General features: G+C 71.0%; 22 protein-coding genes. 12 read left to right on the top strand and 10 right to left on the bottom strand.

Features of this window, described 5'->3' with window-relative positions; all coding sequences use genetic code 11:
- Positions 1-6: 6 nt before the first annotated feature.
- The 4 genes from pyk to M4D82_RS23075 all read left to right on the top strand — a co-directional run bounded on the left by pyk (position 7) and on the right by M4D82_RS23075 (position 5,907).
- Entirely contained in the window at positions 7-1,437 is a 1,431-nt protein-coding gene (gene pyk / locus M4D82_RS23090) for a pyruvate kinase (RefSeq protein ID WP_249767862.1), read from the top strand.
- A gap of 322 nt (positions 1,438-1,759) precedes the next feature.
- Entirely contained in the window at positions 1,760-3,994 is a 2,235-nt protein-coding gene (locus M4D82_RS23085) for a hypothetical protein (protein ID WP_249767861.1), read from the top strand.
- Complete coding sequence (locus tag M4D82_RS23080; protein WP_249767860.1) at positions 3,991-5,484, top strand: hypothetical protein; 1,494 nt, start codon at positions 3,991-3,993, stop codon at positions 5,482-5,484. Before M4D82_RS23085 ends, M4D82_RS23080 begins: the two co-directional genes overlap by 4 nt.
- 60 nt (positions 5,485-5,544) lie before the next feature.
- Positions 5,545-5,907, top strand: a complete 363-nt coding sequence (locus M4D82_RS23075) for a hypothetical protein (protein WP_249767859.1) — start codon at positions 5,545-5,547, stop codon at positions 5,905-5,907.
- A gap of 62 nt (positions 5,908-5,969) precedes the next feature.
- On the opposite strand, the gene M4D82_RS23070 is transcribed toward M4D82_RS23075, so the two are convergent.
- The 4 genes from M4D82_RS23070 to M4D82_RS23055 form a co-directional block, all read right to left on the bottom strand.
- Entirely contained in the window at positions 5,970-7,295 is a 1,326-nt protein-coding gene (locus M4D82_RS23070) for a hypothetical protein (RefSeq protein ID WP_249767858.1), read from the bottom strand.
- The gene (locus M4D82_RS23065; protein WP_249767857.1) at positions 7,285-7,857 is read right to left on the bottom strand and encodes a DUF6114 domain-containing protein; all 573 of its coding nucleotides are present in this window, start codon (positions 7,855-7,857) and stop codon (positions 7,285-7,287) included. The genes M4D82_RS23070 and M4D82_RS23065 overlap by 11 nt, the downstream gene beginning before the upstream one ends.
- 114 nt (positions 7,858-7,971) lie before the next feature.
- Positions 7,972-8,622 carry a DUF6230 family protein gene (locus tag M4D82_RS23060; protein WP_249767856.1) on the bottom strand — a complete coding sequence of 217 codons (651 nt, stop codon included), beginning with the start codon at positions 8,620-8,622 and terminating at the stop codon, positions 7,972-7,974.
- A gap of 601 nt (positions 8,623-9,223) precedes the next feature.
- Positions 9,224-10,213, bottom strand: a complete 990-nt coding sequence (locus tag M4D82_RS23055) for a tetratricopeptide repeat protein (protein ID WP_249767855.1) — start codon at positions 10,211-10,213, stop codon at positions 9,224-9,226.
- A gap of 262 nt (positions 10,214-10,475) precedes the next feature.
- Here M4D82_RS23055 and M4D82_RS23050 point away from each other — a divergent pair, with 262 nt between their 5' ends.
- A complete protein-coding gene (locus M4D82_RS23050; protein ID WP_249767854.1) occupies positions 10,476-11,114 on the top strand; it encodes a TetR/AcrR family transcriptional regulator in 639 nt (212 codons plus the stop codon).
- Positions 11,115-11,221: 107 nt separating this feature from the next.
- On the opposite strand, the gene icmA is transcribed toward M4D82_RS23050, so the two are convergent.
- From icmA to M4D82_RS23035, 3 genes are all read right to left on the bottom strand, one after another.
- Positions 11,222-12,922 (bottom strand): coenzyme B12-dependent isobutyryl-CoA mutase large subunit, encoded by a 1,701-nt coding sequence (gene icmA, locus M4D82_RS23045; RefSeq protein WP_249767853.1) that lies wholly within the window; start codon positions 12,920-12,922, stop codon positions 11,222-11,224.
- A 108-nt stretch (positions 12,923-13,030) separates the two neighbouring features.
- Positions 13,031-13,360 carry a DUF3817 domain-containing protein gene (locus M4D82_RS23040; protein ID WP_249767852.1) on the bottom strand — a complete coding sequence of 110 codons (330 nt, stop codon included), beginning with the start codon at positions 13,358-13,360 and terminating at the stop codon, positions 13,031-13,033.
- A 76-nt stretch (positions 13,361-13,436) separates the two neighbouring features.
- Complete coding sequence (locus tag M4D82_RS23035; RefSeq protein WP_249767851.1) at positions 13,437-13,946, bottom strand: MarR family winged helix-turn-helix transcriptional regulator; 510 nt, start codon at positions 13,944-13,946, stop codon at positions 13,437-13,439.
- Between the two features lie 288 nt (positions 13,947-14,234).
- Between M4D82_RS23035 and M4D82_RS23030 the strand changes: the two genes are divergently transcribed.
- On the top strand, positions 14,235-15,290 hold the full coding sequence (locus tag M4D82_RS23030) for a glycoside hydrolase family 6 protein (protein WP_249767850.1): 1,056 nt from the start codon (positions 14,235-14,237) through the stop codon (positions 15,288-15,290).
- A gap of 53 nt (positions 15,291-15,343) precedes the next feature.
- Here the strand turns inward: M4D82_RS23030 and M4D82_RS23025 are convergent, their stop codons facing one another.
- Positions 15,344-15,688, bottom strand: a complete 345-nt coding sequence (locus tag M4D82_RS23025) for a DUF3817 domain-containing protein (protein ID WP_249767849.1) — start codon at positions 15,686-15,688, stop codon at positions 15,344-15,346.
- Positions 15,689-15,837: 149 nt separating this feature from the next.
- On the opposite strand from M4D82_RS23025, the gene M4D82_RS23020 reads away from it, so the two are divergent.
- The 5 genes from M4D82_RS23020 to M4D82_RS23000 all read left to right on the top strand — a co-directional run bounded on the left by M4D82_RS23020 (position 15,838) and on the right by M4D82_RS23000 (position 19,206).
- The gene (locus M4D82_RS23020; RefSeq protein ID WP_249767848.1) at positions 15,838-16,476 is read left to right on the top strand and encodes an AIM24 family protein; all 639 of its coding nucleotides are present in this window, start codon (positions 15,838-15,840) and stop codon (positions 16,474-16,476) included.
- On the top strand, positions 16,476-17,126 hold the full coding sequence (locus tag M4D82_RS23015; RefSeq protein ID WP_249767847.1) for an AIM24 family protein: 651 nt from the start codon (positions 16,476-16,478) through the stop codon (positions 17,124-17,126). The genes M4D82_RS23020 and M4D82_RS23015 overlap by 1 nt, the downstream gene beginning before the upstream one ends.
- Positions 17,123-17,956 (top strand): AIM24 family protein, encoded by an 834-nt coding sequence (locus M4D82_RS23010; protein WP_249767846.1) that lies wholly within the window; start codon positions 17,123-17,125, stop codon positions 17,954-17,956. Before M4D82_RS23015 ends, M4D82_RS23010 begins: the two co-directional genes overlap by 4 nt.
- 90 nt (positions 17,957-18,046) lie before the next feature.
- Complete coding sequence (locus tag M4D82_RS23005) at positions 18,047-18,523, top strand: MarR family winged helix-turn-helix transcriptional regulator (protein ID WP_249772073.1); 477 nt, start codon at positions 18,047-18,049, stop codon at positions 18,521-18,523.
- A gap of 107 nt (positions 18,524-18,630) precedes the next feature.
- Positions 18,631-19,206 (top strand): PepSY domain-containing protein, encoded by a 576-nt coding sequence (locus tag M4D82_RS23000; protein ID WP_249767845.1) that lies wholly within the window; start codon positions 18,631-18,633, stop codon positions 19,204-19,206.
- A gap of 73 nt (positions 19,207-19,279) precedes the next feature.
- Here the strand turns inward: M4D82_RS23000 and meaB are convergent, their stop codons facing one another.
- Positions 19,280-20,242: a methylmalonyl Co-A mutase-associated GTPase MeaB gene (gene meaB / locus M4D82_RS22995; RefSeq protein WP_249767844.1), complete on the bottom strand. Its 963-nt coding sequence runs from the start codon at positions 20,240-20,242 to the stop codon at positions 19,280-19,282.
- 8 nt (positions 20,243-20,250) lie between these two features.
- A complete protein-coding gene (locus tag M4D82_RS22990) occupies positions 20,251-21,453 on the bottom strand; it encodes an acetyl-CoA C-acetyltransferase (RefSeq protein ID WP_249767843.1) in 1,203 nt (400 codons plus the stop codon).
- A 146-nt stretch (positions 21,454-21,599) separates the two neighbouring features.
- Here M4D82_RS22990 and mce point away from each other — a divergent pair, with 146 nt between their 5' ends.
- Complete coding sequence (gene mce, locus M4D82_RS22985; RefSeq protein WP_249767842.1) at positions 21,600-22,028, top strand: methylmalonyl-CoA epimerase; 429 nt, start codon at positions 21,600-21,602, stop codon at positions 22,026-22,028.
- Positions 22,029-22,082: the final 54 nt, after the last annotated feature.

The following is a 22,082-nucleotide window of genomic DNA, read 5'->3' as shown; positions in this document are numbered from 1 at the left end:
CGCTCCATGCGCCGTTCCAAAATCGTCTGCACGCTGGGCCCCGCCGTCGACTCGTATGAGCAGCTGAAAGCGCTCATCGAGGCAGGTATGAACGTGGCCCGATTCAACTTCAGCCACGGATCCCAGGCAGAACACCAGGAGCGGTACGACCGCGTCCGGAAGGTCTCCGAGGACACCGGGCGCGCGGTCGGCGTGCTCGCCGACCTCCAGGGCCCGAAGATCCGTCTGGAGACCTTCGCCGAGGGTCCCGTCGAGCTGGTGCGCGGTGACGAGTTCACCATCACCACCGAGGACGTCCCGGGTGACAAGTCCATCTGCGGCACCACCTACAAGGGCCTGCCGGGCGACGTCGCCAAGGGCGACCAGATCCTGATCAACGACGGCAACGTCGAGCTGCGGGTGACCTCGGTCGAGGGCTCCCGGGTCAAGACCATCGTCATCGAGGGCGGTGTCATCTCGGACCACAAGGGCATCAACCTGCCGGGTGCCGCCGTGAACGTCCCCGCCCTGTCGGAGAAGGACGTCGACGACCTGCGCTTCGCGCTGCGGATGGGCTGCGACATGGTCGCGCTGTCCTTCGTCCGCGACGCGAACGACGTCAAGGACGTCCACAAGGTCATGGACGAGGAGGGCCGCCGGGTCCCCGTCATCGCCAAGGTCGAGAAGCCGCAGGCCGTCGAGAACATGGCGGCCGTGGTCGACGCGTTCGACGCGGTCATGGTGGCCCGTGGCGACCTCGCCGTCGAGTACCCGCTCGAAAAGGTCCCGATGGTCCAGAAGCGGCTCATCGAGATGTGCCGCCGCAACGCCAAGCCGGTGATCGTCGCGACCCAGATGATGGAGTCGATGATCACCAACTCGCGCCCGACGCGCGCCGAGGCCTCCGACGTCGCCAACGCCATCCTCGACGGCGCGGACGCGGTCATGCTGTCGGCCGAGTCCTCGGTCGGCGCCTACCCGATCGAGACCGTGAAGACGATGTCGAAGATCGTCACGGCGGCCGAGGAGGAACTCCTCTCCAAGGGCCTCCAGCCGCTGGTCCCGGGCAAGAAGCCGCGTACGCAGGGTGGCTCGGTCGCCCGCGCGGCCTGCGAGATCGCGGACTTCCTGGGCGCGAAGTCGCTGGTCGCCTTCACCCAGTCCGGCGACACGGCCCGCCGCCTGTCGCGCTACCGCGCCGTCCAGCCGATCCTGGCGTTCACCACGGACGTCAACACGCGCAACCAGCTCACGCTGAGCTGGGGCGTCGAGTCCCACGTCGTCCCGCACGTGGACAACACGGACGCGATGGTCGACCTGGTCGACGCCGAGCTGACGAAGCTCGGCCGCTACAACGAGGGCGACACCATGATCATCACCGCCGGCTCGCCCCCCGGCGTCCCGGGCACGACCAACATGGTCCGCGTCCACCACGTCGGCGGCGGCACCAGCGCCTGACGCACGACAGCACGACTCTGCCGCACAGAGCGAGGGCGGCATCCCGGAGAGATCCGGGATGCCGCCCTCGGTGCGTTGCGGAGGGGGGACACCCACTTCCTACTGACCAGTAGGTGTGGCCGAAAATGAGCTACCGGCGGTAACAGAAAACGTGACACTGTCGATCCACGCCTTGGGGGAAGGCTGAATTCACTCTTGCCTGACCGTACGCGCACGTGCCTACGGCCTTCCTTCGGGCTGTCCACTTCGCACCGAAGAAATAGGCAAGTACGTGCAAAGATCAACCCTTTTGCGGGGCAGAAGCCCTGGCCTCCGCGCCGTCGTGCGGCGCGGACTCGCCGGGACCGCGCTGGCCACCAGCGCCGCCCTGCTGGCCGGCCTCATCACCTCGTCGCCCGCGTCCGCCGTCGAAATCCCGCCGGACAACGAGCCCCCGTACCGGCCCATCAGCCTGGGCGAGCAGGCCCGCCTGGACCGCTGCGCGGGCGGTTTCGCCCTGCACATCGGCGGGCCGGAGATGAAGAAGGTGGCGTCCAAGGCGCTCACCGGCACCCCGGCCGAACTCGCGGCGGCGACCGACCCGGTCATGGGCATGGACCCGCTGCGCCAGGCGATGCTCAAGGACCGGGACTCCCGCGAGGGATCCCCCGTGGCCTCCGCCGAGCGGCGCGAGCGCTGGGAGGCCTCGAACTACCCGTACTGGAAGTCCGGCACCGCGGCCGGCATCCCGCAGTACGCGCCGCAGTTCGACAAGGACGTCGTCGCCTTCACTCTGGGGCCGCAGCGCGACCTGTACTACCGGCTGGGCGAGGACGGTCACACGCCGGCCTCGAAGACCGCGGTGGACAAGGCCAAGGCCCTCGCCGCCGAGCTGAACGGTCAGGACCCGAACCAGGACTTCGTCACGAAGGACCTGCTCCGGGACGCCGACAAGACCGAGTACAACTACCGGGCCACGTCGGCCAGTGACATCGCGCGCTACCTGCGGCTCGGCGGCTACCTCAAGCAGACTCCGGCCGAGGACTCCGTCGAGTTCCGGCTGGAGGTCGAGGCGCTGAAGGCCGCCTGGGGCGCCTGCGACAGCCGCAACCCCCTCGACTACTACCGCGTCATGTCGCCGATGGTGGTGACGGCGCACCTGGAGTGGGAGCAGGAGTACGCCACCCAGGCCAAGCCCCGCAACGAGATAGTCAACGCCGAGGTCACGGCCGCGGCCGAGATCCGCAAGTCCACCGAAGCCATGATCGAGGCTCTGGGCCAGGCGTGGCTCGCCGACCAGATCCTGACCTGGCAGAAGTACTGGGGCGCCCAGCCGGCGAACGCGTCGGGTCGACCCGCCGCGGCCGTCTTCACCCAGGCGACCAAGGACCTGGCGGCGGCCCGCACCAAGGCCGCCGACCAGGCGAAGATCGCGGCGACGGCATCGGCCGCCGCCAAGACCGCGGCAGACAAGGCCGACGCCTCGCAGAAGGCGGCTTGGGCCCTCGCCGACGCCGCCAAGGCACCGCGCGGTCGCGGCCTGCTCTTCGCACAGCAGTCCGTCCAGGTCGCCAAGGCTTCGGCGGCCGGCGCCGAGGCCTCGGCCAAGGCGGCCCAGACGGCGTCGAACGCCGCGAAGGCGACCGTCGCCGACAGCAAGACCCTCTACGCGCTGGCGCAGACCCAGTCCCACGCGCTGAACACCGAGTTCCGCCGGGTCGCCGCCCAGGAGGCCGCCGCCCAGGCCAAGGCCGCCGCCGATTCGGCCGCGGCCCAGGCCAAGGAGGCCGCCGAGAACGCCACCAAGGCGAAGGCGGCCCAGACGAAGGCCGAGAACGCCCGGACCACCGCCAAGACCGCGGCGGAGAACGCCAAGGCGCAGCGCGTCAAGGCCGAGCAGGAGCGCGACCGGGCCAAGTCCGAGCGCCAGAAGGCGGCGTCCGAGCGCGCGAAGGCGCAGGCCGCCGAGACCCGCGCCGTCTCCGAGCGGGAGGCTGCCGGCAGGGCCCGTACCGCGGCCGAGAGCGCCGGTGACACCGCCGCCGACAAGCTGGACGCGGCCGAGGCCGCCGAGATCAAGGCCGCCCTCGCCCGGGACGGAGCAGCGGAGGCGGAGCGCGCCATGCGGGCGAAGGACGCCCGCGCCTCCGCACTGGAGGCGGCCGCGGCCGCCTCCGAGGGCACGGCCGCCGCAGGTGAGAGCCGGAAGGCCGCCACGGAGGCCCGTACCGCCGCCAACGAGGCGTCGGGGCGGCGAGCCGTGCCCGCGCCGCCGCCGGCGAGGCCGGCTCCGCGGCCGTCGAGGCCCGCGCGGCCGCCACCCGCGCGCAGGGTGCCGCCGCCCGTTCCAAGGCCGCCGCCGACAGCGCCCATTCCCAGTGGTGGACCACCTACGCCGCCGCGCAGACCGCTCACGCCGCGGCGGCCGAGGCCATCGACGCCTCCGAAGCCGCCAAGGCGAACGCCGACAAGGCCGAGCAAGAGGCCAAGAAGGCCCAGGCCGCGTCCGTACAGGCCAAGAAGGACGCGACCGCCGCCCAGGCGGAGGCCATCCAGACCGCGTCCTGGTCCGCGGTGACCGCGGGCCGCGCGTTCGCGACCGCCCAGGCGGCCATGGCGGCCCGCGACTCGGCGGCCCAGGCCGTCAAGGCGGCGGACGCCGCGATCGCGACGGGCACCCCGTACAAGGAATCCGACTCCGCCGCCGCCTTCGCGGTCCTGGTGGGGCAGTCGTCCAAGACCCTCGCCGAACAGCAGGCCGCGGCGGCCACCGCCAAGGCCAACGAGGCCGCCAAGGCCGCCACCGACGCGAAGGCACTCGCCGACAAGGCATCGGGCGACGCGAAGCTCGCCGCACAGGCCTCGGCCGCCGCCGCCGCGGACAGTGCCGCCGCCCTCAAGTCCGTGGCCGCCGCGCGCGCCTCCGCCGCCACCGCGGCGACCGCCGCCACGGCGGCGAAGGCCGCGGACGCCAAGACGACGGAGTACCACGCGCAGACCGGCGCCGAGGTCGTGCTGGCCGGCAACGCCTCACGCGACGCCGCCGACCACGCCGCCGCCGCGAACAGCGAAGCCACCGACGCGGAGAAGAGCGCGGCGAACGCCCGCAGCGCCGCGAACGCCGCCACCAACGACGCGGCCGCCGCGAACAGCACGGCCACCAAGGCCGAGTCGGACGCCAAGGCCGCCGAGGGCGCCGCCGCCAACGCGCAGCAGTCGGCCAAGGACGCCGACGCGTCGGCGGACCGCGCCGAAGAGGCTCTTCGCAAGTGGCAGGAACAGCAGCGCGCCGACCAGTTGGCGGCCTCCAAGGCCAACGGCGGACCGGGCTACGGCGGTGCGGATCTCAACCTCACCGAGGAGCAGGCGCTGCGCGCGGCCTGTGGACAGGCCTGCGTCGACGAGTACAAGGCCGCTCTGGCCGCGGCCAACAAGGACGTGCTCGACTGGGTGATCGAGAACGGGGGCCAGATCCTCCTCGACGTCCTGGGCGTCACCGACGCGAAGAAGTGCTTCTCGTCGCTGGACGTCGAGAGCTGCCTGTGGACGGCCCTCAACGTGGTCCTGATCGGCGCCGCGGTGCTGAAGATCCCCCAGGTCGCGGTGGCCGTGACGAAGGTCGCGCTCGGTCTGCGCACGTACTTCCGCACGACGGCCGCGGCGGTCCAGACGCTTGCCCGGCTGAAGCCGATCGCCAAGGTCAGCGCGCACGTCGACTTCTCGGCCTACACCATCACCACGCAGGGCGCCGAGCACATCACGCACCTGAAGCGTGCGCTCACGGCCGGCGGCTGGGAGTGGACGATCAACACCGGGCACGGTTTCCACCGGGCCCACAACGCCCGCAAGGGCGAGCAGGCCTTCCCGGCGCTGGTGACCACGGGCGCGAACGCGGATGCGATCGAGAAGGCCATCATCCTGGGGACCCTGGAGCACATGGGCAAGGGTGGAAGCATGGAAGGGATGCAGAAGATCTTCGTCACCGTGAACGGGATGAACATCAAGGGGCACGTCCTGAAGGTCGGTGACAAGCTCCTCTCCATCTCGACGTACATGCAGGTTCCCTGAGTCTGCGGCCACCCTCACCGGTCGCACCGGATACGTCCCGTCAGCGAAGCAAGGAATGCCATGAAAGACCTGCTCACACTCGGCCGAGGGGTAGTTCCCGAGGACCGGGTGAACACGCCGCCCGAGATGTTCGGGGAAGCCGAGTTCGCGTACGTGGAGACGATCATCTACGCGGACCCGGACGAGATCCTCGCGATGCTCCGCACGTTGAAGGCGGAGAACTTCATCGGTCTGCCGTCGTGGGCCCGCAACCTGGCCTACCGGATCGTCTGTCTGCAGCGACCGGACGACGCGGTGGTGCTGCGCGAGGCCGCGGACGACCTCCTCGCCTTCGGGGACTGGGACGAGATCGCGGAGGGACTCCAGGCCGAGGCGGACCGTCTGGACCCACCGGGCCCCTCGGGGAACCCCTCCCAGGGGTGAACCGAAACAGCGGTGGCCCGCACCCCCTCGGGGGTGCGGGCCACCGCTGTTCGCGCCCGGGGTTACTTCTCCGCCGGGCCCATGTAGTTCTTGAGGCCCGGGACCGTGAGGTCGCCGCCGAACTGGCCGGCCTGGACGACCTTGACGTTCGTGAAGAACGCGAAGGGGACGTTCAGCGGCGGCGGGGAGTTCGGGGTGAACTCGATCGGGATGATGCCGAAGAGGTTGCCCTTGAGGCTCTCCGTGTACATCGTCACCTTGCCGTCGCGGATCTTGGACGTGGAGCCCGGACGGGACTTGAGGTGGGCGATGTTCGGGCCCTTGCCGACGGTCTGGTAGAGGTCCTTGATGTCCAGGGAGTCCGCCGTGAACTTCAGGACCTTCTTGACCTTGCCGCCCGCCGTCTTCACCTCGACGATGCCCTCGTAGTCGAGGCCGTAGAGGGTCAGCAGCGAGCTGTCCAGGTACCAGGGCTCGTCGGGCAGGAGGGGTATCCCCTGCTCCAGCTTGGCGTTGGCCAAGGCCTCGGCGTCGAGGGTCGGGCAGGGGAAGGGTTCCTTCCCGTCCGCGCCCTTCGTGGCCGTCGGCGAAGGGGACGCGGAGGTGCCGGGCGAGGGTTTGCCCGCGTCGGCCGTGCCCTTCGGATCCTTGGTCGTCCCGTCGGCCGCCCGACCCGTCTCGTCCTTCGGCTTCGTGGCCGTGTCCTTGACGTGCTGCGGCAGCTCCTCGACCGTGGCGCCGGCCTTCTTCGCCGCCTCGCGGATCGCCTCGGCCGCCGGGTCCTTGGTGGGCGTGGTGGTGGGCGCGGGCGTCGGGGTGGCCGGCGACTTCGCGTCCTGGAGGGGCTTGCCGAAGGCGTCCACGAGGCCCTTGAGGGCGTCGCCGACGCCCAGCGGGTCGAGCGGGTTGGTCGTCTTCGACGGGGAGGACGTGGCGCCGGCCGAGGGTGTGGCCGACGCGGACGGCTGCTTGCCCGTCGTACCGGACGCCGTACCCGACGCCTTGGGCGAGGGGCTGGTGGCCGGCTTCGGGGCCTGGCTCGCGCCCGGCGAGGGGGTCGCACCCGGCGAGGTACTCGGCGAGGGCGTCTTCGACGGGGAGGTCGAGGGCGAGGTCGACGGCGACGGGGACCCCGTCGGCTCGTCGGAGCGGGTCACGCACGGGCCGGGCAGGAAGGGTATGTCCTTCTCGTCGGCCAGTGCCATCTTGGGGGCCATACCCATCCCGACGAGCACGGCCGTCGGCATCGCCGCCAGCGCCATCGTCTTGCCGACGGGTATCTGGAGCTTGTTCAGCAGGGACTTCCTGGGCGCCGCGTGGCGCGGGCCCTTCCTCTCACGGGACTCTGCGCCGGGGGCCACGCCCCGGTGCGTCTCGTCACCCCGCACTGTTCCTCCCGCCATCGGCGTGGGCAGTCGTCTCGGTCGCGTACGCCGTCTCCGTCTCGCGGGGGGCCGGGATCCCGAAGGGGTTGCCCGCCATCGCCGCCCGCGCCTTGTCCGTGTCCTCGACCTGTTCGTCCCCCGCGGTCGCGTCCTCGTCCGCCGGCGCCGCCGGTGCCCACGCCAGTGCGAGGGCGCCGCCGATCATCGCGGTGAGGAAGCCGATGAAGAAGCCACCGAGGTTCGACTTCGGGATCGACACCAGGGACAGCAGGATCGCGGCGACCCCGGCGAAGACGCGGATGCCCTGCTGGAACCAGAGGGCGAAGCCCAGCGTGATCAGCAGGACGCCGATGATCAGCGAGACGGAGCCGGAGGTCGTCGCCATCGCGAGGGTGACGTTGGCCAGCCGGATGTCCGCGAACGGGAAGTAGATGATCGGCACGCCGCCGAGGAGCGTGAGCAGGCCGGCCCAGAAGGGTCGGGCACCTCGCCAGGCACTGAAGCGGTGGCGCAGGACAGTGAGCCAGTGATCGTCTGCGGCGTGAACCGGGGCCTGGGGGTTCATGGACAACAGCTCCCTGGAAACGGTGGTACGGAGAACTCTGTGGAGCCCGCACGGGCGCGCGGCGAGCGGCGACGGCCGTCGGCGCCCGCCCGTGCGGTCACATCCGGGACGGGATTACTTCTCGTCCTCGTAGCACGGCTTGTCGCCGCCGAGCAGGCGCAGCTTGAGGTCGGGCAGGGTGAAGGTACCCGCCGTCGTCGCCCACGCCTTCTGCCGGACGTTCGTCAGCGTGGCCACCTTGGCCCGCTGCGAGAACAGCCCGCCGTCCGCCACGGTGCCCGGCACCGGCTTGGTGGTGTGGCTGCCGTCGCCCACCGCGACACCGATGTCGAGCTTCTCGAACTTGGCGTCCGCGTCCAGCTCGGCGACGTCGAGGTAGAGGTTCTCCGCCTCGGCCGCACGTCCCTTGTTGCCCGTACGCAGCTGGAGCGTGATGGCGCCGATGCCGGGCACCGGCGTGACCAGGGACTGGCACATGTTGGTGATCTTGGCCTTGCGGAAGCCGGAGATCGTGACCGGGTGCTTCTGCTTCACGTTCTCGCCCTGGCCCAGGACGCGCCCCTCGGCGATGCCGCCGTACTGGATCAGGTCCTCACCGACGAGCTCGTCGGCCGACACCTTGAAGCTCTGTCCCGAGACGCTGAACGACGCCGCGAGGGCGCCCTGCGCCAGACCCACACCGACCGCGGCCGTGGCCGCGATGCTCGGCACCATGACGAGCGCGAAGCGCTTCCATCTGGTCCCGCCACGAACCTGAGAACTCATTTCGTTCCTCCTTCTCGGACGTACATCTCCGGTCCGGGCCGTGCCCGTCCTGGGATGGGAGAAGTGCTACGTCCTCGGGAAGGAGCGCAGGCGCCGAGGTATGGCTGTGCCACATCGCGTTCACCGGCGTTCACCCCCGAGCGACAACCACTGGGCCACGCGTTCGCGCAACCTGGAGGACAGGCCCTGCCGGTGTGGCAGAGACCCCCCTGTCCCACGGCCGGTGCCAACTGCCACCGGCCGGCCCGGTGGGGACCCTCCACCGCGGCTCCTGATGAGCGGTTCCGTGGGAAGGACCGAGCGTCGCCGATCGTGGTGCATTCCCGGCCGGGGCACAAGGGGGTTCGTTACTGGCGGGTAACGGCTGGATAACCGGGGTGCGACCGGCCGCCGTCGGGTGGGCACACAGGGTGTCACCCAAGGCCAGGACAGATGGAGGGAAGAGCGAACCAACCGGACAGTTCACGGGGTTCGACTTACTGCGAGTAACAGCGGCCGCGCTTTGCCAAGTTTTCGCAAAGCGCGGCCGTTGTTTGTCTACCTGTCAATAAATCGGCGGGAGCCGAACCGGAGCCCGCCTGGAGCCCGCCTCGCGGCCCGCCTAGAACAGCACGCGCGCCAGGGCCGTACGGGCCGCCGTGACCCGGGGGTCGTCCGCGCCGATGACCTCGAACAGCTCCAGCAGCCGTACCCGTACGGCGTCCCGGTCCTCACCGAAGGTCACCCGTACGGTGTCCACCAGTCGCCCGAAGGCGTCTTCGACGTGCCCGCCCGCCAGGTCCAGGTCGGCGGCGGCCATCTGCGCGGCCGGGTCCTTCGGGTTCGCGGCGGCCTCGGCGCGCACCGTCTGCGGGTTCATGTGCTGCACCCGGGCCAGCAGCTCGGTCTGGGCCAGGCCCAGCTTCGCCTCGGTGTTGCCCGGGTCGTCGGCCAGTACGTTCTTGTACGCCTGGGCGGCGCCGCCCAGGTCACCCGCGTCCAGCGCGACGACGGCCGCCTCCAGCAGCGCGTCGTACGGGCCGGTCGGCGCCTCGGCGGGGGCCGCGGGGGCGCCCTGGGCCTCGGGGTCGACCTGGAGGCCGATCAGGCCGAAGCGCTCCTCGGCGACCTGGACCAGCTGGGCCAGGGTCTCGCGGATCTGCTGCTCGGGCGCCACGCCCTGGAAGAGCGGCAGCACCTGACCGGCGACGACGGCGAAGACGGCCGGGATGCCCTGGATGCCGAACTGCTGCATCAGCATCTGGTTGGCGTCGACGTCGATCTTCGCGAGGACGAGGCGGCCGTTCGCCTCGACGGTGAGCCGCTCCAGGAGCGGGCTCAGCTGCTTGCACGGCTCGCACCACTCGGCCCAGAAGTCGAGGACGACCGGAACCTCGTTGGAGAGCTGGAGTACGTCACGCTCGAAGCCGGCCTCGTCGACGTCTACGACGAGGGCGGACGTCGGTACGGCGCCGCCGGGCGCACTGCCCGCGCCGCCGCCCTGCCGGGCCGCGTCCGCGCGCGCCTGCTCGGCCTTCGCCTTGGCTTCGCCGGCCGCCTTCACCGCGGCGAGGTCGACGACGCCGCTCATGGACATGTTTCTGGGCTGCATGCGTACATCCTCCCCCGAGTGCGCGCGCCGACGAAAAAGATCCCGAAAGATCGTGTGTGAAACGCTGGATGCGTCTGTATTCGACTGCTGTGTTCAATGCCGCGGCGCCGGGTCCCCACCTGACGCCTGTAGCCGTTCGCGTGGTCGTCGCTCTTTCGCTACGAGCCGTAGCGTAACTCCCCCGAGCCCGCCGCGCCTCGTGATCTGAAGCACAGCATGTGGCACCCCGTCGGTTCCGCTACTGGCCGGTATGGTCTCGGCCATGGCCAATCCGAGCCCCGGAAGCAGCTCCCCGCCCGGTCGCACCGGTCGCCCCCGCAGCGCGGAGGCGGACGCCGCGATCCTCGCGGCGACCCGGGACGCGCTGGTCGAGCTGGGCTGGTCGAAGCTGACCATGGGGGACGTCTCGGCCCGTGCGGGCGTCGCCAAGACCACCCTCTACCGGCGCTGGGCCGGCAAGAACGAGCTGGTGGTGGACGCGGTCGCGGAGCTGTTCGACGCCCTCGAACTGCCCGACCGGGGCTCGCTCGAAGCGGACATCGAGTACGTGGTGCTCCAGTTCGCGGAGCTGCTGCGGCGCCCGGAGGCCCGTACGGCCCTGATGGCGGTGGTCGCCGAGTCCACGCGGGACGAGGCGCTGCGCGACCGGATCCGGTCGGCGATCGTGGATCGGCAGAAACGTCTCGTCGTCCTCGGGCGGGCGCGGGCGCAGGAGCGCGGCGAGCTGCCGGCCGAGGAGGACGAGGCTCTCACGGCGCACACCACCGACCTGATATTCGACGTGATCGCGGGAACGGTGGTGCACCGCGCGCTGGTGAGTTCGGAGCCGGTGGACGAGCTCTGGGTGGCGTCCTTCACCGGCCTCCTGATGCACGGCCTCCAGGGCGCCGAGCCGGCCTGAGCGCCGCTCGGACCCGAGCGCCGCTCCCCGCGCGGACGCGGAAGGCCGGTCACGCGGGCGCGCGACCGGCCTTCTCCTCACACGGTTCCCCACACCGGCCCGGAGGCTCAGAAGCCGGGCGGCTCGGTGTAGGTGCCCCACTCGTCGCGCAGGACGTTGCAGATCTCGCCGAGCGTGGCCTCGGCGCGTACGGCGTCCAGCATGGCCGGGATCATGTTGGAGCCGTCGCGGGCGGCGGCGAGCATCGCGGCCAGCGCCTGCTTCACCTTGGCGTCGTCGCGGTGGTCCTTGCGGGCGGCCAGGACGCGGACCTGCTCGCGCTCCACCTCGTGGCTGACGCGCAGGATCTCCAGGTCGCCGGTGACCGAGCCGTGGTGGACGTTGACGCCGACGACCCGCTTGTCGCCCTTCTCCAGGGCGCGCTGGTACTGGAAGGCCGACTCGGCGATCTCGCCGGTGAACCAGCCGTCCTCGATGCCGCGCAGGATGCCCGAGGTGATCGGCCCGATGGGGTGCCGGCCGTCGGGGTGGGCGCGCAGCCCGCGCTCCTTGATCTGGTCGAAGATCTTCTCGGCGTCGGCCTCGATGCGGTCGGTGAGCTGCTCGACGTACCAGGAACCGCCGAGCGGGTCCGCGACGTTGGCCACGCCGGTCTCCTCCATCAGCACCTGCTGCGTGCGCAGGGCGATCTCGGCGGCCTGCTCGCTGGGGAGGGCGAGGGTCTCGTCGAGGGCGTTGGTGTGGAGGGAGTTGGTGCCGCCGAGAACGGCCGCGAGGGCTTCGACGGCGGTGCGCACGACGTTGTTGTACGGCTGCTGCGCGGTGAGGGAGACGCCGGCGGTCTGGGTGTGGAAGCGCAGCCACATGGCCTTGTCGGACGTGGCTCCGTACACCTCCTTCATCCAGCGGGCCCAGATGCGGCGGGCGGCGCGGAACTTGGCGATCTCCTCGAAGAAGTCGAGGTGCGCGTCGAAGAAGAAGGAGAGGCCGGAGGCGAAGTGGTCGACGTCCAGGCCGCGGGACAGACCGAGTTCCACGTAGCCGAAGCCGTCGGCGAGGGTGTACGCGAGCTCCTGCGCGGCCGTGGCCCCGGCCTCGCGGATGTGGTAGCCGGAGACGGAGAGCGGCTTGTAGGCGGGGATGCCGTTCGCGCAGTACTCCATGAGGTCGCCGATGAGGCGCAGGTGCGGCTCGGGTTCGAAGAGCCACTCCTTCTGGGCGATGTACTCCTTGAAGATGTCCGTCTGGAGCGTGCCGTTGAGCACGGCCGGGTCGACGCCCTGGCGTTCGGCGGCGACGAGGTACATGCAGAAGGCGGGCACGGCGGGCCCGCTGATGGTCATGGAGGTGGTGACGTCGCCGAGCGGGATGTCCTTGAAGAGGACCTCCATGTCGGCGGCGGAGTCGATGGCGACGCCGCAGTGGCCGACCTCGCCGAGGGATCTGGGGTCGTCGGAGTCGCGGCCCATGAGCGTGGGCATGTCGAAGGCCACGGAGAGGCCGCCGCCGCCGGCGGCGAGGATCATCTTGTAGCGCTCGTTGGTCTGCTCGGCGTTGCCGAAGCCGGCGAACTGGCGGATGGTCCAGGTCCGGCCGCGGTAGCCGGTGGGGTGCAGGCCGCGGGTGAAGGGGTACTCCCCCGGCCAGCCGATGCGCTCGAACCCCTCGTACGAGTCACCGGGCCGGGGCCCGTACACGGGCTCGACGTCATCGCCGGAGAGCGTGGTGAAGTCGGCCTCCCGCTTGCGGGCCTTGTCATAACGGGCCTGCCAGCGACGGCGGCCCTCCTCGATGGCGTCAGCGTCCATACCCATGAATTTACTAGGACGTCCTAGTAAATGTCGATGGCAAACCCCCGGGGAGTCTTCCCCGGGGGTCTTCGCTCCAGCCCGGCGCGAGGTCCGGGCGGGCGCGCGTTACGCGTTGACGGTCGCCGGGGAGCCGCTGATCAGCGGTTCCACCTCGGCGCGGATCTTGCGCTCGACGAAGAAGGCGGCCAGCGGGATGGTCCCGGAGACCAGCACCCACAGCAGCTTGCCGAAGGGCCACTTGGCCTTGGAGCCCAGGTCGAAGGCGAAGACCAGGTAGATCATGAAGAGGACGCCGTGGGCCTGCGAGACCGCGAAGGTCAGGTCGGCGCCGGTGTCGAAGCCGTACTTCGCCACCATGCAGGCACAGAGGATCAGGAGCATGACCGCGGTCACGTAGGCCATGGCGCGGTAGCGGGTCAGCACGCTTCGTTTCATGCCGTCGAGCGTAACCGTCCGTTTTGCTCGATCTTGACGCGCCCCCTCGCCTCCGCCCCTCCCTCCACCCGTGCTCCTACTTCTCCCCGAAGTCGCCGGCCGCCACGCGCAGCGGGCGCAGCAGCGCGAAGATCTCCGCGCACTCCTCGGCGTCGTACGCGCCGAGCCCGAAGTCGATCGCCATCAGGTCCTTCGTGGCCGCCTCGACCACCTCGCGCCCCTTCGGCGTGATGGAGGCCAGCGTGCCGCGCCCGTCCTGCGGGTTGGGGCGCTTGGCGACCAGGCCGGAGCGCACGAGCCGGTCCACGGTGTTCGTCACGGAGGTCGGGTGCACCATCAGCCGCTCGCCGATCTTCGACATCGGCAGTTCCCCGGCCTGCGAGAAGGTGAGCAGCACCAGCGCCTCGTAGCGCGCGAAGGTCAATCCGTACGGTTTGACGACCGCGTCGACCTCGCCGAGCAGGATCTGATGGGCCCGCATGATCGAGGTGATGGCGGCCATGGAGGGCACCGGCCCCCAGCGCTGCCGCCACAGCTCGTCGGCGCGCGCGATGGGGTCGAAGGGAAGACTGAGCGGCTTGGGCACCCACCGACCCTACCGGTCGGTCATTTGACGGCCACCCCCGTCTCACCCCTCGACCGATCCGCCCCACCCCCCTGCCGGCGCGCACCTCGGCGAGCGGGGCCACGATCCGGGAACGCGTTCGGGCGGTGAGCGCGGAGCCCGCCGTGCCAGGGGCCCGCGCATCCCGCGTCAGTGGGGCTCGGCGACCTGCCCGAGGGGGGTGGCCTGCGGGGAGCCGACTGGTCGTTATGTCACGATTTGCGGGTTCGATCCGTGTCGTGCCCGTGCCGCGCCGTCCCGAGGAGCCGGATGTCCCCCGCCGTACGCAGACGCCGACCCGTCACCGCCCTCGGGCTCCTGCTGCTCCTCGGATGCCTCGCCGCCTGCGCCTCCGAGCCCTCGCCGCGTCCGGGGCCCGCGGCCTCCCCGGCCGGCGGGTCGCAGGCCGGCGTCTCGCCCTTCTGGGTCGACCCGAACAGTGCCGCCGCCCGCCAGGTCGCCGCCTGGGAGGCGCAGGGACGCAACACCGACGCCCAACTGCTGCGCCGGATCTCCGAGCGGCCGATGGCGCTGTGGGCGCCGGGCGGCGATCCCGGCCCGGCGGTCCGACGGGCCGCGGCGGCGGCGAAGGCGGCCGGGCGCACCCTGCTCGTGGCGGCGTACAACCTCCCGCACCGCGACGTCCCGCACCCTGGCTGCGCCGCGCGGCCGACGACCGAGGGCGCCCCGGACGCCCACGCCTACGAGGACTGGATCGACGCCCTGGCCCGCTCCCTCGCGGACACCCGGGCGCTCGTCGTCCTGGAGCCCGGCGCCGTCGCGCACCTGGTCGACGGTTGCGCCGGCGCCGGCCCGCGCGAGGAGCGCTACCGACTGCTGGCGCAGGCGGTGGACCGGCTCAAGCGCAACCGTCACACCCGTGTCTATCTGGACGCCGGTCATCCCGACTGGATCCGGGACCCGGACGACCTCGTGGAGCCCCTGCGCCGGTCGGGGCTGGAGCGCGCCGACGGGTTCGCCCTCAACGTCGCCGCCTACCACCGCGACGCGGACGGCCGGGCGTACGGGGTCCGGCTCTCGCGGGCCGTCGGCGGCAAGCACTTCGTCCTCGACACGAGCCGCAACGGCGACGGCCCCCCGCCGGCCGGCCCGAACGCCGATACGGCGGCCGACCGCTCCTGGTGCAACCCGGCGGGCCGCTCGCTGGGCACCCCGCCCACCGACCGGACGGGCGACCCGCTCGTGGACGCGTACCTGTGGGTCAAACGCCCCGGCGAATCCGACGGCACCTGCCGCGGCGGCCCGGCGGCCGGCACCTGGTGGCCGGACCACGCCCTGGGCCTGGCCCGCCGCGCCCGCGACTGAGCCCACCACCCACGGGCCCGAGGCTCACGACAAACGGGCGGTCGACGCGAGGATCAGGCGTCGGCGGCCTGACGGGCGCGCGCCGCTATCACGCTGTCGGCCTCGTCGCGCTTGAGCAGCTTGTCGCCGTAGAGGCCGCCGAAGGGCAGCAGCGCGAGCACGAAGAACAGCGCGACCTTCTTGACCGGCCACTTCGCCTTGTTCCAGACGTCGAGCAGGAAGATCGCGTAGATGACGAACAGGACCCCGTGCAGGATGCCGAGCGGCATCATCAGGTAGTCGATGTCCGACACCCGGCTGAGCAACGAGCCGAAGATCAGCAGGGCCGGGAACGACAGCGCCTCCGGTACGGAGATGAGGCGCAGCCGGTGCAGGGCGGAAGCGGTCTTGATGTCCACGTGGAACCTTCGCGGGAGGGGGCCGGGGTCGGTCCCAGTGTCTCAGCCGCTCGCGGAGATCTTGCTCCGGGCCCCGCGAACCGTCGAATGTGGCGTATATCGGCCAGGGGACCCTGTTGGGGCCCGCCCGCGACGGATACCGTCATCCCGTGGCTCAGTTCCGACTCCAAGGCAGCAAGGTGCTCGCCGTCGACCTGACCGGTGACGCCGTGAAAGCGAAGAACGGCGCCATGGTCGCGTACGACGGCCAGATGGCCTTCAAGAAGATGACCGGCGGCGGTGAGGGCCTGCGCGGCATGGTGACCCGCCGCCTGACCGGCGAACAGATGACGGTGATGGAGGTACAGGGGCACGGCACCTGTTACTTCGCGGACCGCGCGAGTGAGATCAATCTGGTGAACCTGCGCGGCGAGAAGCTGTACGTCGAGTCGAGCAACCTGTTGTGCACCGACGCCGGCCTGCGCACCGGCACGACGTTCACCGGCCTGCGCGGCGGTGCGACGGGCAACGGGCTCTTCACGACGACCGTCGAGGGCTCCGGCCAGGCGGCGATCATGTCGGACGGCCCGGCGGTGGTGCTGCGCGTCAGCGCCCAGTACCCGCTGTCGGTCGACCCGGGCGCGTACGTCGCCCACACGGGCGACCTCCGGCAGTCCTTCCAGTCCGGGGTCAACTTCCGCACCCTGATCGGCGAGGGCTCGGGCGAGGCCTTCCAGATCCGCTTCGAGGGCGAGGGCCTGGTCTACGTGCAGCCCAGCGAGCGCAACACCGTCGGGGGCGACATCTGATGCCGTTCCGCGAGATCAACTCGAAGATGGTCGAGGCCCAGGTGGTCCCGGGGCAGAAGATGTACAGCCAGCGCGGCGCGATGCTCGCCTACCGCGGCGACGTCTCCTTCACCCCGAGCATCACCGGCGGCCAGGGCGGCGTGATGGGGATGATCGGGCGCCGGGTGGCGAACGAGCAGACCCCGCTGATGTCGGTCGAGGGCAGCGGCACCGTGATGTTCGGCCACGGCGGCCACCACATCCAGGTGATCAACCTCACCGGCGAGACCCTCTACGTCGAGGCCGACCGGCTGCTGGCCTTCGACGGCACCCTCCAGCAGGGCACGATGTTCATGGGCTCGCAGGGCGGTGTCATGGGCATGGTGCGCGGACAGGTGACCGGCCAGGGCCTGTTCACCACCACCCTCAAGGGCCACGGTTCGGTGGCCGTGATGGCCCACGGCGGGGTCATCGAGCTGCCCATCACCCCGAACCGCCCGGTCCACGTCGACCCGCAGGCGTACGTCGCCCACCACGGCGACGTCCGCAACAAGCTGTCCACGGCGCTGGGCTGGCGCGACATGGTCGGCCGCGGCTCGGGCGAGGCCTTCCAGCTGGAGCTGTCGGGCCAGGGAGCGGTGTACGTACAGGCCTCCGAGGAGAAGCTGTGACCCATTACCCCGGAACGAACGGCCCCGTCACGGGCGGACCCGGCGGGCCGACGGTCTTCGACCCGTACAGCCTGCCCTCCGACGACAACGTGAACGCGTACACCTTCTGCGTGGAGCTCAAGGGGAGCCAGTGGTTCCTGCAGAAGGGCAAGATGATCTCGTACTACGGGCGCATCGAGTTCAACGGCGTCGGCAACGGCCGCTTCGACCGGCTGCTGCGCACGAGCTTCCACTCGCCGCTGCACGCGAGTGACTGGGTGGTGGCCGAGGGGCAGGGCAAGATGCTGCTCGCCGACCGCGCCTTCGACGTGAACTCGTTCGACCTGGAGGACGGCAACCTGACGATCCGCTCGGGGAACCTGCTCGCCTATCAGCCCTCTCTCGCGCTGAAGCAGTCGATCGTCCCGGGTTTCCTGACCTTGATCGGAACCGGGAAGTTCGTGGCGGCGTCCAACGGTCCGGTGGTGTTCATGGAACCGCCGCTGCGCGTGGACCCCCAGGCGCTGGTGGGATGGGCGGACTGCCCGTCGCCGTGTCACCACTACGACCACGGCTACATGTCGGGCGTGATGGGCGGGCTGCGCTCGCTCACCGGGCTCGGCGGCGCCTCGGGCGAGGAGCACCAGTTCGAATTCGTCGGAGCGGGGACGGTGCTGCTGCAGTCGTCCGAGACGCTGATGGCGGAGCAGTCCGTCGGCACGGTGGGCGCGAACGCGGCCACGGGCAACGCGCAGGGCGTCCCGGGGGCGGGCCAGGGTCCGCTGGGGCAGCTGGGCGTACCGCGGATGCCGGGGCAGCTCGGTGATCTTCAGCGGCGCTTCGGGCTGTGACGGTCGGCGCGGGCCGGAGGACCGATCAGCGGATCTTCGGATTTTTTGTACGTAATTCAACTTCTTAGGTAGAGTTCATTCATGGAGACCATGGAGACCGAGACGGCCACGCGCTGGCTGACCGATGCCGAGCAGTGCGCCTGGCGCACCCACCTGGACGTCAGCAGACTGCTGATGCACCAGCTGGAAAAGGATCTCCAGCCCTTCGGACTCACCAACAACGACTACGAGATCCTCGTGAACCTCTCGGAGTCGGAAGGCTTGCGGATGCGCATGAGCGACCTCGCCACCGCCACCCTGCAGTCCAAGAGCCGGCTGTCCCACCAGATCACCCGCATGGAGACGGCGGGCCTGGTGCGCCGGGTCAACTGCGAGTCCGACCGCCGGGGCCTGTACGCGGTGCTCACGGACGAGGGCATGGAGACGATGCGCAAGGTGGCGCCGCACCACGTGGCGTCGGTCCGCGAACACTTCATCGACCTGCTGCCCCCGGAGGCGCTGGCGGCCCTGCACGCCTCCCTGCGGCCCGTGGCGGAGCACCTGCGGGAGAACCGCGGCAAGATCTGACCCCGCCCGAAGAGGCGAAAGGGCTCCCGCCGCGCCCCGGCGGGCACGCGGCCGGAAAATGGTGGACGGCAACGCTCACCACCGGCCGGCCCGAGGAGGTCCAGCCCATGAAGCGCAAGCGCACCCCGTACGTCGCGGCAGCCGCGTCGCTCGCCCTGGTCGTGGCAGGCCCCCTGGCCGCCACGGCGGCCGGCGCCCCCACGACCGCTCCCGCCGCCGTGTCGGGCGCCGTCACCGTCACCCTCGTCGCCATCGACGCCCAGGGGGCCGCCGAGGCGGCCGTGAAGGCGTTCCCCGGGAAGATCGAGTCCCTCGACAAGGTCGGGCCGATCTGGCACGTCGACGTGATCAGCGACGACGGGAAGTCGCACGCCGGCCTGGAGCTCGACGCGAACGGCGGCGTCCTGCGAAAGGACGTGGAAACCGGCCGGGATCCAGGCGAGGCCAAGCGGCTCAAGGACGCCGCGACCGACGCGCCGGCGGCGATCAAGGCCGCCCTCGCCGCCCACCGGGGCGAGGTCACCTCCGTCGACTTCGACGACGACGCCGACCAGGGCAGCAAGCCGCACTGGAACGTCGAGATCAAGGGCGCCGACGGCAAGGACCGGAGCATCGACGTGGACGCGAAGACCGGCAAGGTCACCGGGTCCGACGCGGACGACGACTCCGACGGCGACTACTGACCCGCGACGATCGACCCGGTGGTGGGGCGGGCGCGCTCACGCCCCGCCCCACCACCCCGGGCCGAGAGACCGCTCAGGCCTCCGTCAGGCTCTCCAGCAGCGCGTCCGCGGCCGCGTACGGGTCCAGCTCGCCCGACGCCACCCGCGCGGCCAGCGCGTCGAGGTGCGCGTCGCCGTGCAGGTCCGCCAGGCGCCCCCGCAGCGCGGTGATCGCGATGGTCTCGACCTCCCGCGCCGCACGGGCCGTACGCCGCTCCGCCAGCACCCCGCGCTCGTCCATCCACGCCCGGTGCTTCTCCAGCGCCTCGACGAGTTCGTCGATGCCCTGGCCGCGCGCCGCCACCGTCTTGACGATCGGCGGCCGCCAGTCGCCGGGGCCCCGGGATTCGCCGAGCCCCAGCATGTGGTTCAGCTCCCGGGCGGTCGCGTCGGCGCCGTCCCGGTCGGCCTTGTTCACCACGTACACGTCGCCGATCTCCAGGATCCCGGCCTTCGCGGCCTGGATCCCGTCGCCCATGCCGGGCGCCAGCAGCACCACCGACGTGTCGGCCTGCGAGGCGATCTCCACCTCGGACTGTCCGACGCCGACCGTCTCGACCAGGATCACGTCGCAGCCGGCCGCGTCGAGCACCCGGATGGCCTGCGGCGCGGCCCACGCGAGCCCGCCCAGGTGGCCCCGGGTGGCCATGGAGCGGATGTAGACCCCCGGGTCGGAGGCGTGGTCGGACATGCGGACCCGGTCGCCGAGCAGGGCCCCGCCCGAGAAGGGCGAGGACGGGTCCACCGCGAGTACGCCGACCCGCTTGCCCACGGCCCGGTACGCCGACACCAGCGCCGACGTCGAGGTCGACTTGCCGACTCCGGGCGAGCCCGTCAGGCCGACCACGTACGCGCGGCCGGTCAGGGGGGCCAGGGCGGCCATGACCTCGCGCAGGTGCGGGGACGCCCCCTCGACCAGTGAGATCAGCCGGGCCACGGCACGCGGCCGGCCCTCGCGGGCCTGCGCCACCAGCGTGGGGACGTCCACCGTCGTCATACGGGCACCTACGCCTTCGGGACGCGGATGACGAGGGCGTCGCCCTGACCGCCGCCGCCACACAGCGCGGCCGCGCCGACCCCGCCGCCCCGGCGCTTCAGCTCCAGCGCCAGGTGCAGCACGACGCGGGCGCCGGACATGCCGATGGGGTGGCCCAGGGCAATCGCGCCGCCGTTGACGTTCACCTTTTCCGGGGTCACGCCGAGGTCCTTCATTGACTGCACGGCGACCGCCGCGAAGGCCTCGTTGATCTCGATGAGGTCCAGGTCGGAGACCTCCAGGCCCTCCTTCTTCAGGGCGTGCAGGATCGCGTTCGACGGCTGCGACTGCAACGAGTTGTCGGGGCCCGCGACATTGCCGTGGGCGCCGATCTCGGCGATCCACTCCAGGCCCAGTTCCTGCGCCTTGGCCTTGCTCATCACGACCACGGCGGCCGCGCCGTCGGAGATCTGCGAGGAGGTGCCGGCCGTGATGGTGCCGTCCTTGCTGAACGCCGGGCGCAGCTTGGCCAGCGACTCCACCGTGGTCTCGGGGCGGATGCCCTCGTCGGTGGAGAAGAGGACCGGGTCGCCCTTGCGCTGCGGGATCTCGACCGGGGTGATCTCGGCCTCGAAGACGCCGTTCTTCTGCGCGGCGGCGGCGCGCTGGTGGGACGCGGCGGCGAACTCGTCCTGCGGGGCGCGCTCGATGCCCAGGCGGGTGTTGTGCTTCTCGGTGGACTCGCCCATCGCGATGTTCTCGAAGGCGTCGGTGAGACCGTCGTGGGCCATCGCGTCGAGCATGCCGATGGCGCCGTACTTGAAGCCCTCGCGGGACTTCGGCAGCAGGTGCGGGGCGTTGGTCATCGACTCCTGGCCGCCCGCGACCACGATGTCGAACTCCCCGGCGCGGATGAGCTGGTCGGCCAGGGCGATGGCGTCGAGGCCCGACAGGCACACCTTGTTGATGGTGAGCGCGGGGACGTTCATCGGGATGCCGGCCTTGACGGCGGCCTGGCGGGCGGGAATCTGGCCCGCGCCGGCCTGGAGCACCTGGCCCATGATCACGTACTGGACCTGGTCGCCGGAGATCCCGGCCCGGTCCAGCGCGGACTTGATGGCGAAGCCGCCGAGGTCGGCGCCCGAGAAGGACTTCAGCGAGCCGAGCAGCCGCCCCATGGGCGTGCGGGCCCCGGCGACGATCACTGAGGTGGTGTTGTTCGTTCCGGACATGAGGGCGAATCCCCTTTCAGCGGGGAAGCTGAGGAGTGAACGAGGGTTTACCCGAATGTACTGAGCGGTACCCGCGCAGTCACCGGGCAGTCGGTGTGATCGCTGGCACGTTGCGTGACCACCCTCCTCAGCGGTGCACTGGTCCCATGCTGACAAGAATCGACCACATCGGGATCGCCTGCTTCGACCTGGACAAGACCGTCGAGTTCTACCGTGCCACGTACGGATTCGAGGTGTTCCACACCGAGGTGAACGAGGAACAGGGCGTCCGCGAGGCCATGCTCAAGATCAACGAGACGTCGGACGGGGGCGCCTCCTACCTCCAGCTCCTGGAGCCCACCCGCGAGGACTCCGCCGTGGGCAAATGGCTGGCGAAGAACGGCGAGGGCGTCCACCACATCGCCTTCGGCACCGCCGACGTCGACGGTGACGCGGAAGCCATCCGCGGCAAGGGCGTACGGGTCCTCTACGACGAGCCCCGGATCGGTTCGATGGGCTCCCGGATCACCTTCCTGCACCCCAAGGACTGCCACGGCGTCCTGACCGAACTGGTCACCTCCAACCCCGATCACTGATGCCCCCATTCCCCGGCCGGTAGAGTGAGGGTGGCTCGGCCGGGGTTCGGTGCG

Origin of the sequence: Streptomyces sp. RerS4, from assembly GCF_023515955.1 — a bacterium.
GTDB lineage: Bacteria > Actinomycetota > Actinomycetes > Streptomycetales > Streptomycetaceae > Streptomyces.
This window is presented reverse-complemented; position numbering and strand designations above follow the sequence as displayed.

What these genes read in the sequence shown, in the direction of transcription:
- pyk (WP_249767862.1), top strand. Translation starts at nt 7, where the DNA reads ATGCGCCGTTCCAAAATCGTCTGCACGCTGGGCCCCGCCGTCGACTCG.
- M4D82_RS23075 (WP_249767859.1), top strand. Translation starts at nt 5,545, where the DNA reads ATGAAAGACCTGCTCACACTCGGCCGAGGGGTAGTTCCCGAGGACCGG.
- M4D82_RS23065 (WP_249767857.1), bottom strand. Translation starts at nt 7,857, where the DNA reads ATGAACCCCCAGGCCCCGGTTCACGCCGCAGACGATCACTGGCTCACT.
- M4D82_RS23060 (WP_249767856.1), bottom strand. Translation starts at nt 8,622, where the DNA reads ATGAGTTCTCAGGTTCGTGGCGGGACCAGATGGAAGCGCTTCGCGCTC.
- M4D82_RS23055 (WP_249767855.1), bottom strand. Translation starts at nt 10,213, where the DNA reads ATGCAGCCCAGAAACATGTCCATGAGCGGCGTCGTCGACCTCGCCGCG.
- M4D82_RS23050 (WP_249767854.1), top strand. Translation starts at nt 10,476, where the DNA reads ATGGCCAATCCGAGCCCCGGAAGCAGCTCCCCGCCCGGTCGCACCGGT.
- icmA (WP_249767853.1), bottom strand. Translation starts at nt 12,922, where the DNA reads ATGGACGCTGACGCCATCGAGGAGGGCCGCCGTCGCTGGCAGGCCCGT.
- M4D82_RS23040 (WP_249767852.1), bottom strand. Translation starts at nt 13,360, where the DNA reads ATGAAACGAAGCGTGCTGACCCGCTACCGCGCCATGGCCTACGTGACC.
- M4D82_RS23030 (WP_249767850.1), top strand. Translation starts at nt 14,235, where the DNA reads ATGTCCCCCGCCGTACGCAGACGCCGACCCGTCACCGCCCTCGGGCTC.
- M4D82_RS23015 (WP_249767847.1), top strand. Translation starts at nt 16,476, where the DNA reads ATGCCGTTCCGCGAGATCAACTCGAAGATGGTCGAGGCCCAGGTGGTC.
- M4D82_RS23005 (WP_249772073.1), top strand. Translation starts at nt 18,047, where the DNA reads ATGGAGACCGAGACGGCCACGCGCTGGCTGACCGATGCCGAGCAGTGC.
- M4D82_RS23000 (WP_249767845.1), top strand. Translation starts at nt 18,631, where the DNA reads ATGAAGCGCAAGCGCACCCCGTACGTCGCGGCAGCCGCGTCGCTCGCC.
- meaB (WP_249767844.1), bottom strand. Translation starts at nt 20,242, where the DNA reads ATGACGACGGTGGACGTCCCCACGCTGGTGGCGCAGGCCCGCGAGGGC.
- M4D82_RS22990 (WP_249767843.1), bottom strand. Translation starts at nt 21,453, where the DNA reads ATGTCCGGAACGAACAACACCACCTCAGTGATCGTCGCCGGGGCCCGC.
- mce (WP_249767842.1), top strand. Translation starts at nt 21,600, where the DNA reads ATGCTGACAAGAATCGACCACATCGGGATCGCCTGCTTCGACCTGGAC.